The following is a 6279-nucleotide window of genomic DNA, read 5'->3' on the forward strand; positions in this document are numbered from 1 at the left end:
GGGTGTTGATGGTCGGATAAGACCATTTCTCGCCTTACCGTCAAGTGATGATCTTGCACTTTTTCTCCCGTTCGGGCTGGGAGGACTGGGAGGTAAGCCGGCAGCCGCTGATCCGCGAGAAGATGCCGGTGCTGGTTGATGACGACCTCCGGTTCGAGGACGATGGCGTGCCACGCGCGACCGTGGCCATGAACCGGTGGCTGCGCGAGCTGCCGATCAGTGGCGCCCCCTCACCGAAGACGTGGCGGGCCTACGCCCGAGTCCTCAAATCCTGGTCCGAGTTCCTTGACTCGCTTGGTATCCACCTGTTCGCTGCCCGCCAAGAGCTTCGCGACGCGTTGTCCTGCTACGCCGAGCACCGACTGTCCGGACCTGCGGACGCGCGATGGGGTAGTTCCAGTTGGAACCAGGCCGTCACGGTCCTGGCGTCGTTCTACCGGTGGGCGGTCGAGGAGGGTCATGCCCAGGCGGTCCCCTTCAGCTACGCCCAGCAGACGGTGTTGCTTCCCGATGGCACCCGGGTCGATATGGTCCGCAACCAGGCCACGGTCCGCGGCAGCAACGCGCACGCCACCCGGCGATATCTGGAGCGGGACTACGAGGCCCTGCTCATGCACGCCCTCGCCGGCAACACCCCGAGCGGCGACCGCGACCGGTCCTTCCGCGGCCGCGAAACCGGCCGCAACGCTGCCGTGGTCGGCCTGGCGCTGTCCAGCGGCCTGCGCAGCCAGGAGTTCACGTTCCTCACCGTCTATGAGGTCCCGAGGATGCCTCCGCGCCGCACTGAGGTCCCGCTGCCGCTCATCCTGGCGCCGGCTACAGCGAAGGGCGGCAAGGGAAGAGCGTCCTGGATCGAGTACGACGACTTGGCGCGGGTCTGGGACTACATCGACATGGAGCGGTCCCTGTCGGTTGAGCAGTCCCGTTGGCGTCCTGAGGATGCCCTGCAGATTGAGGAGCCCGATTACGAAGGCGCCCGAATCAACGGTGTCCGGCGCCGTTGGCGGTCGCTGAACGTCGACGAACGGCTCCGTCTCGTCCAGCCCGGCGGCGGCAGCGCACTGTTGGCCGTCCAAACCGGCGGGCAGCCGTTCAAGGACTGGGCGAGCGTCCTGGGGCGGACTGCTGCCCGGATCAGGAACCGATTCGACGCCGCGTTCCCGCATATTTTCCCGCACCTCACACGGCACACGTTCGCGATGAGAACCCTGGAGCGGCTGGTCAAGGGCTACTACCGGCAGGCGGCGCAGCTCGAGCACGACACTGGCGGCGACGCTGCTCTAGCGCTTTACCTGACCAAGGCCGATCCGCTGCTAGTGCTGCGCGACCTGCTCGGGCACAGCAGTGTCGTCACGACCCAGGTCTATCTCCATCTGCTTGATACGCAACGGATCTACCAGGAAGCCGCTGCAGAGGCAGCGGCTGACACGGCAGCGACCGCGGCCGCGAATGCCGAATTCGAAGGAGAGCACTGATGCCCGCCGAGATCCGCGAACCGCTGACCGTCGTGTTCACACTGCAAGGCGGGGTGATTTACGAGCGGAAACTGCACGACCTCCCTGACCAAGTTCTCGCCGCGGACATCGCGACCGGACTGGCTGGAGCGACGCAGCCTCATGGGCCGATCCGAACGATTAGTGTTGCGCGCCAACATCTTTCAACGATGCGGCGCATGGCTCGCGAGCTGCACGAGAGCGGCTTTCGGGGCGGTTTCGCCGACTTGACTCCGGCAAGGGTCGTCGAGCACTGGCTCGGATGCCATTACTACGCGGAGCGAATCATCCGCGTCAACCTCCGCGCTTTCGCGGCGAGCGGAGGCGAACTGCACCAAGGGATACGCGCGCACCTTGACGGGCGCCGCATCAACCTGCGAACCCCCAGCCAGCCGAACCAGCCTTACAGCGATGCCGAGTGGCAGCGGCTCAAGGCCGCATGCGATGCGATCGTCAGAGCCGACCGGCGGGCCCAAGCGCAAGTCCTTGAGGCAGTCGAACGCGGCAAGGACCCCGTCCTGCACGGCCCGAGCGCGGACAATCTCGCATGGCTGGTCGCCCGCGCAGGCCCGGCGCCCAGTAAACAGCTGATCGCCGCGTTGCAGCTTCCGAGCTGTCCGTCTCGTCACCGCGAAGCGCTTCAGGGACAGTTTCGCGACCTGCACCGGGCGCTGTTCCCGGACCGGGTGACGGCGTTCACCTACAACATTCTGTTCGCCATGAAATCCGGCATTGTTCCCGACGGCATCGACAAGCTCACACTGGGCGACCTGCACCGGACCGGCGAGCACACTGCGCTGCTCTCATATGTCAAGGGACGCAATGGGACCGAGTCACTGAACCTGCCGCGCGACGCGATCCGACTCCTTGATGACTGGTTGCAGCGCTCCACGATGCTGCGCGACCGAGCCACAGCGTTCGCCGACCAACTCTGGGTCTATCTCCAGCCCGGCATCATCCGCTCCCGCGTCGCTTCGATCCCACGCGCCCAACACCTGCGTCACGAATGGCCGCTCAAGGCGGGCTTGCTCGACGATCAAGGTGAACGGTTCCAGCTTCACGGCGGTCGCATCCGGGCGACCTACCAGCACCGCCGCGACCGGTCGACCTGGACCGGACGCACCACCATCGACCCCAACCACACGCCCCAGGTCGAAGGCGACCACTACCTGAGCCACCACACGCCCGCCCAGATGGACGCCATCGAAGGCGTCATCGAGCAAGCCCAGGCTGACCTGCTGCGCAAGGCCGAACCCCCAGTCGTCATGGCCAGTGAGGATGCCGCCCGCTTCGCTGAGGAGTTTCCCGGCCTGGTCAAGGCGGCCGGACTCGACCTCGGCGCCGTCAACGCGCTGCTGGCTGGCGAGCAGGACGTGTTCGTTGCCGCCTGCGCCTCGCCGCTGAAGAGCCCCCACGCCCCGGCCGGGACGCCCTGCCCGGCGCGGCCCTGGGTCTGTCTGCTCTGCCCGCTCGCGGCGTTCGCGCCGCGGCATCTGCCGAACCTGTTGCGGCTCAAGGACTTCTTTGCCCGCCAGGCCACCCAGATGACCACACCGCAGTTCATGGCCGTTTTCGGTCCTTATGCCGCGCGATTGAACGAGGACGTGTTGCCTCGGTTCGGCACTGCCGCGATCACTGCTGCGGACACCGCCGCCGCATTGCCGTTGCATCTGGAGGAGACACCGCTGTGATCGACGTTGCTGCTTCCTCACATGCCAGAGGCGATCGACACCCGTTCCGCTCAATGGACGTCCTTGCCGCGGCCGGCTTGGCCGTCGAGCCCGGCAGCCCCAGGCCCCGGTTCGACCAGACCGTCTGGGACTTCACCGGCCTCGCTCACGCTCCAGCGATCATGGGAACCCATCACAAGGTCCTGGACTTCTCGATCATCACGAACCCGCATTGGCAGTCGGTCGCTCGCGAGTACTTGATGGCCCGGATTGCGCCCTTGCACCCGGCCGTCGCCGTCCTGCCGCGGGCGTTCCGGACCCCGCTCAGCCCGATGAGCTGGTCATCGGAGCTGAAACACCTCCGAGACTGGTTCAACCACCTCACCGACAGCGGCCTCACCCGTCTCGGCCAGGTCGCTCAGGAACATTGCGACACGTTCTTGGAGTCGGTTTCGATGTCGAGGAACACCCCGGGCCAGATGCTGACGCCGGGAGCGTTGACCGTGTTCATCAGAGCCGTCAAATACTTGGAGCTCTACTCCGAAATCCTCAGCGACGCTTACCAGCCGGAATTTCGCCCTTGGGCCAACCGCAGCGCCGACGAGATTGCCGGATACCAGCGGTCGACGATGAACAGGACCCTCCCGGTTCCCGACACGCTGCTGGGCCCACTACTGGCCAACACCCGCTACTTGATCGATGTCATCGGCCCTCACCTGGCGATAGAAGCCCAACACCTTCGCGAGGCCGATCACCGCCAGGCAACAGCCCAGGGCGGTCCCCTTCCGGCTTCGAAACGGCCGGCGATCCGCGACGCCATCGAACGCAGGCGCGTCCACGGCGTCCCCGCTCCACAGATCAGCCCGACCGGGTTCACCACCCGAGTCCGCAGCGGATGGGATACGAACGACCCGCTGACCCGTCTGGCCTGGCATCCCATCGTCCTCGCCGCCGCCGGCAAACAAGGCCGTCGGATCGACCTCGAGAGGTTCCGACCCGAGCTCGAGCGTTGGATCGGCGAATGCGGATTCGAGCTTCCCTGGGGCCGGAACGCGACCCTGGTCCCACGGCTCGACAACAACGAGATGGTCCCCTGGACGCTTCCGACCCACCGCTCACACCTGAGGAAGATGACCTCGACGATCACGACGGCGGCATTCCTGGTCACTGCCACACTGTCGGGAATGCGGTCCTCGGAACTTCTCGAGATCGAGGCAGGCGCGCACCGGCTCGAGGAACGCCCGAACGGCACCCGCTACCGCGTCATTTCTCGACGCATCAAAGGAGAACCGTTCGGCGGCGTTGAAGACTCCTGGGTCGTCATCGAAGCCGTCTACCGGGCCTTGGAGAGGGCCCAGGACGTTACAGGGACGCCACCTGGACAGCTGCTGTTCGCCAACAATCCCAACCCTGCTCACTCGCGCTACGTCCGCATGAGGGAATGGATCAACGGCCCATCGGGTCGCCGTCTTGGGCTCGAACCACTGCCTGAAGGTCCAGTCCATCCCCGAGCGCTGCGCCGCACTCTCGCCCTGATGATCGCCCAACGCCCGCACGGGCTCATGGCCGCGAAGATCCAGCTCAAACACATCAGCACCGCCACTACCGAGGGCTACGCGGCCCGACCGGGCGGCCACCAGGCAGCGTTTCTCGCCGAGGTCTCAGCCGCGGAGGAAGCCGAGCACACCCGTCTCACCGTCGAGGCCTACGACCAATACCGGCAGGGCGTCATGCCCACCGGGCAAGGAGCCCGCGACCTCATCGCAACGTTCCAGACCGTCGACCAGGCACTCGACCGGCACGAACCGGGACCGGTGACAGTCATCGACGACCGCCGCGTTGAACGGCTGCTCAAGGCCAAAGCTAAGAACCTCCACGTCGGCGTCGGCAACTACTGCTGGTTCACCGACCCGCGCAAAGCCCTCTGCCTCACCCTCGCCGGCAACACCGAAGCGACTGAACCCCTTCTGGGCCTTTGCGATTCGGCGCGTTGCTCGCAAGCGACCCACCATCCGCGCCACCGCGAAGTCTGGGCCGACCACGCGGAGCAGACCAGAGTCGTGTTCCTCGGCAACCCGCGACTGTCGAAACTCGAACGCGCCCGAGCCCAGGAGACCTACGACCGCTCCATGCGGATCGTCAACGAAATCGACACGGCCGCAAGCGAACAGGAGGAAAGCGATGAGCAGTGACCGGCAAGCCCAAGCCGAGCGGCGACTCCGCGAGGCCATGGCACAGCTCCTCGGCGGGGACGTCCCCGAGGGCATGAAATGCGACGTCACGAGCCTCTGCACGCTCTCCGGGGTCCCCCGATCGACCTTCTACCGCACCTTTCCGCACGTCAGAGCCGACTTTGAGGAGCAGTTGGAGCGGCATCACGCCTCGGGCAGCCAACCCGATCCACGCGTTGCGCAGGTCGAACGACTCAAGCAGGAAGTCGTCGGGCTTCGCAGACGCCTCAGTCAGAAGAAGAGCGAAGTCATTGAGCTGCAAGCATTCCGAGCGAATGCTCTCTCCCAGATCGCCGCTCAACACGAGGAGATCCTGGCTCTCCGCCGACCGCCGACTGACGTTGCCCTGCCGCGTCTTCGGGCGATCCACTCTTGAGATGACCCGACGATAGGGATCTTATCGGGATTCATTGCAGCGCAAGGGAAATACATTTGAGCATCTGACCGATATCCTCAGAGGATGCGCGCACTCCCACTGACGCTGGCTCTGACGATCATCTCTTGGGTCTTGATCTTCCAGCTCGATGACCCAGCTTGGTGGTTGTGGTTGCTCGCGATCCTCATCTCGCTGATCTTCGCGGCCATGATCATCTTGCCGCTCATACCCCGACGCAGGGACGAGGACAAGGATTACGCCCTTAGCGCTGGAGCAGATCCTGAAATCCTCGCCGCGATCGCTTCCCTTGCCGCAGCAGGGGCGGTAGTCCTCAAGGAAGCCGTCAAACAGATCGGCATGACGATCCGGACTTCCATGCGGGAGAAAACGATCCGACAAGCTCAACCCGGCGGAAGCCTCCCACAGCGCCAAATCGAAGGCGACGATAGCCCAGAGGATGAAGATCCGACTCCCTAGCTCACCGAGACACGTCTAATGCCGGGATAACG

General features: G+C 65.1%; 5 protein-coding genes. All 5 read left to right on the forward strand.

What is annotated here, in order from left to right:
* The first annotated feature begins 47 nt into the window (after nucleotides 1-47).
* The 5 genes from JHY01_RS26100 to JHY01_RS26120 all read left to right on the forward strand — a co-directional run bounded on the left by JHY01_RS26100 (nucleotide 48) and on the right by JHY01_RS26120 (nucleotide 6247).
* Complete coding sequence (locus tag JHY01_RS26100; protein WP_205328661.1) at nucleotides 48-1475, forward strand: site-specific integrase; 1428 nt, start codon at nucleotides 48-50, stop codon at nucleotides 1473-1475.
* Nucleotides 1475-3184: a hypothetical protein gene (locus JHY01_RS26105; protein WP_205328662.1), complete on the forward strand. Its 1710-nt coding sequence runs from the start codon at nucleotides 1475-1477 to the stop codon at nucleotides 3182-3184. The genes JHY01_RS26100 and JHY01_RS26105 overlap by 1 nt, the downstream gene beginning before the upstream one ends.
* A gap of 53 nt (nucleotides 3185-3237) precedes the next feature.
* Entirely contained in the window at nucleotides 3238-5355 is a 2118-nt protein-coding gene (locus JHY01_RS26110) for a hypothetical protein (RefSeq protein WP_205328663.1), read from the forward strand.
* Nucleotides 5345-5770 (forward strand): hypothetical protein, encoded by a 426-nt coding sequence (locus tag JHY01_RS26115; RefSeq protein ID WP_205328664.1) that lies wholly within the window; start codon nucleotides 5345-5347, stop codon nucleotides 5768-5770. The genes JHY01_RS26110 and JHY01_RS26115 overlap by 11 nt, the downstream gene beginning before the upstream one ends.
* An 84-nt stretch (nucleotides 5771-5854) precedes the next feature.
* Entirely contained in the window at nucleotides 5855-6247 is a 393-nt protein-coding gene (locus JHY01_RS26120) for a hypothetical protein (RefSeq protein ID WP_205328665.1), read from the forward strand.
* Nucleotides 6248-6279: the final 32 nt, after the last annotated feature.

The sequence above is a fragment of the Glycomyces sp. YM15 genome (genome assembly GCF_016918015.1).
Classification (GTDB): domain Bacteria; phylum Actinomycetota; class Actinomycetes; order Mycobacteriales; family Micromonosporaceae; genus Glycomyces.

Excerpts from the sequence above, each read along its gene's own strand:
- JHY01_RS26100 (WP_205328661.1), top strand. The coding sequence starts at position 48 with ATGATCTTGCACTTTTTCTCCCGTTCGGGCTGGGAGGACTGGGAGGTA.
- JHY01_RS26105 (WP_205328662.1), top strand. The coding sequence starts at position 1,475 with ATGCCCGCCGAGATCCGCGAACCGCTGACCGTCGTGTTCACACTGCAA.
- JHY01_RS26110 (WP_205328663.1), top strand. The coding sequence starts at position 3,238 with ATGGACGTCCTTGCCGCGGCCGGCTTGGCCGTCGAGCCCGGCAGCCCC.
- JHY01_RS26115 (WP_205328664.1), top strand. The coding sequence starts at position 5,345 with ATGAGCAGTGACCGGCAAGCCCAAGCCGAGCGGCGACTCCGCGAGGCC.
- JHY01_RS26120 (WP_205328665.1), top strand. The coding sequence starts at position 5,855 with ATGCGCGCACTCCCACTGACGCTGGCTCTGACGATCATCTCTTGGGTC.